Annotated in this window: 2 protein-coding genes; both read right to left on the bottom strand. The window is 63.4% G+C overall.

Going from position 1 to position 2,643, the window contains the following annotated elements; translation table 11 throughout:
- Positions 1-711: acyl-CoA dehydrogenase family protein (locus AC30QB_RS13305; RefSeq protein ID WP_489546705.1), on the bottom strand; the 711-nt coding region annotated here is incomplete at its 3' end.
- 153 nt (positions 712-864) lie between these two features.
- Positions 865-2,643, bottom strand: a 1,779-nt coding sequence (locus AC30QB_RS13300) for a helicase-related protein (protein ID WP_489546704.1), incomplete at its 5' end; no start/stop codon positions are given.

Genomic DNA, 2,643 nt, shown 5'->3' with positions numbered 1-2,643 from the left:
GTACTTGGGCACCACAAACAGGCTGATGCCCTTGGTGCCGGCCGGTGCATCCGGCAGGCGTGCCAGCACGAGATGGATGATGTTTTCAGCGAGGTCGTGCTCGCCGGCCGAGATGAAGATCTTCTGGCCGCTGATCGAATAGCTGCCGTTGCCCAGCGGCTCGGCCTTGCTGCGCAACAGGCCCAGGTCGGTACCGCAATGCGACTCGGTGAGGCACATGGTGCCCGTCCACTGGCCGGAGACGATCTTGGGGAGATAGGTTTGCTTCAGCTCATCAGTGCCGTGCTGCAACAGCGCAGCGTAGGCACCGTGGGTGAGGCCGGGGTACATCGTCCAGGCCTGATTGGCGCTGTTGAGCATTTCGTACAGCACGTTGTTGACGACTTCCGGCAGGCCCTGGCCGCCGTATTCAGTGGCGCAGGCCAGCGCCGGCCAGCCGGCTTCAACGAACTGCGCATAGGCCTCCTTGAAGCCCTTGGGCGCGGTGACGACACCACTCACCTTGTCGTGATGGCAGCCCTCGGTATCACCGCTCTGGTTGAGCGGATACGTCACGTTCTGGGTGAACTTGGCGGCTTCTTCGGCAATCGAGTTGATGGTGTCGGCATCGAGGCTCGCATGCTCGGGCATGGCCTTGAGTTCGGCTTCGACGTTGAGCAGCTCGTGCAGCACAAACTGCATGTCGCGCAAGGGGGCGATGTATTGACCCATGGTTAAAACTCCTGAAGGTTGAAAGGAAAGTGGGAAGTTGGGACGCCGAGATTACCGCATTGCAGCAAAAAGCCGAACTGCCTTGCGGCAGTTCGGCTTCAGGGGTCTAGCTTGGGCTGGACCCGGCCCTTGGAGGCGGGTCAGCAGAGGGGCTTACTCGTCGGCTTGCACTCTGGCCTTGAAAGGCTTTTTGACATAAGCCGGCTTGGCCCCACCCTCGTCGCGCGCGCCTGGTGCGGCCTTGGTGATTTGCAGGCGCTGGCCCGCCACCCAGACGCGCTGCAGCTGCTGGAACACTTCCTTGGGCATGCCCTCGGGCAGGTCGATCAGGCTGTGGTCTTCGCGGATGTCGATGCGGCCGATGTACTTGCTTTCGAGATCAGCCTCGTTGGCAATCGCGCCGACGATGTTCTTGGGCAGCACGCCATGCTGATGGCCGACTTCAATACGGAAGGTTTCCATGTTGGCGTCGGCTTTGGCCGCGCGTTTCGGCTTGGCGGCTTCATCGCTGCGCTCGAAACTGGCGCGCTCAAAAGCAGGACGCTCGGCACGCTCGAAGGCGGGGCGCTCGGGGCGCTCAGCCTTCACAAAACGCTCGGGGCGCTCGAAGGGCGTGCGCGGCTTGGCAGGCTCAAAGCTTGCTGCCGGTGCGGCGGTCTCTGAGGGCGGACGGAAGCGCGGCTTGTCGCTGGCCTCGGCAGCAGCAGGTGCTGCGGTAGCGCGGTCGCGGAAGCTCGGCTTGCTATCACGTTCGGCATAGGCGGGCTTGCTGTCGCGGTCGCCATAGCTGGGCTTGTTGAAGCGTGCCGGGCGCTCGCTGTCGGACGACGATGAACGCGCCGGGCGCTCGGCGAACTGGCGCGGGCGGTCGTAACTGGCCGCATTGATGGCCTGCACAGCCGTGCTGTCGATACCACCCATCACCGACTTGCCGCCCTGCGCCATCAGCGCCAGTGCAGCAGCAATGTCGAGCAGCGAGACTTCCTTCTCGCGTCCCAGCTCGCGCTCCAGCTGGGTGACCAGCTCGCGCATGGGGTCGAGCTTGGCCATGTTGCTCAGCGTGTCCGACACCTTCTGTTGAAACTTGGCCACGCGCTTGGACTTGATCTGCGAGTCGCTGGGCACCGCCATGATCTCGATGTGCTTGCGGGTGGCGCGCTCGATCATCTGCAACAGGCCGCGCTCGCGGGGTGCCACGAACAGGATCGCATCGCCCTCGCGCCCTGCCCGGCCGGTGCGGCCAATGCGATGCACGTAGCTTTCGGGGTCGGTCGGCACGTCATAGTTGATGACGTGGCTGATGCGCTCCACGTCGAGACCACGGGCGGCGACGTCGGTCGCGACCACGATGTCGATGGAGCCATCCTTGAGCTTGGCCACCGTGCGCTCGCGCTGCTGCTGGGCGATGTCGCCGTTGAGTGCCGCGCAGGAGTAACCGCGCGCGCTGAGCTTGTCGGCCAACTCTTCGGTTGCGATTTTCGTGCGCGTGAAAATCAACATGCCCTCGAAGCTCTCGACTTCGAGCAGGCGGGTCAGCGCATCGAGTTTGGCCCCCGGCTGCAAGACGATGCAGCGCTGGCGCACAGTAGTCGCCGTGCGGGTCTTTGCCGCGATGGTGACTTCCGCCGGGTTCTTTAAATAAGTATTTGCAATCCGCTTGATCTGCGGCGGCATGGTGGCGCTGAACAGTGCCACCTGCTTCTCGGCCGGCGTGGTCTTGAGGATGTTTTCGACATCGTCAATAAAGCCCATGCGCAGCATCTCGTCGGCTTCGTCGAGCACCAGATGCTTGATCTCGTCGAGCTTCAGGCTGCCTTTTTCGAGGTGATCGATGATGCGCCCCGGCGTGCCGACGACGACATGCACACCACGACGCAGTGCCGCCAGCTGTGGGCCGTAGGCCTGGCCACCGTAGATCGGCAGCACCTGGAA

Origin of the sequence: Rhizobacter sp., assembly GCF_046595475.1 — a bacterium.
Classification (GTDB): Bacteria; Pseudomonadota; Gammaproteobacteria; order Burkholderiales; family Burkholderiaceae_C; genus Rhizobacter.
Note: the sequence above shows the minus strand (reverse complement) of the source record. Positions and strands in the feature narration are given on the sequence as shown.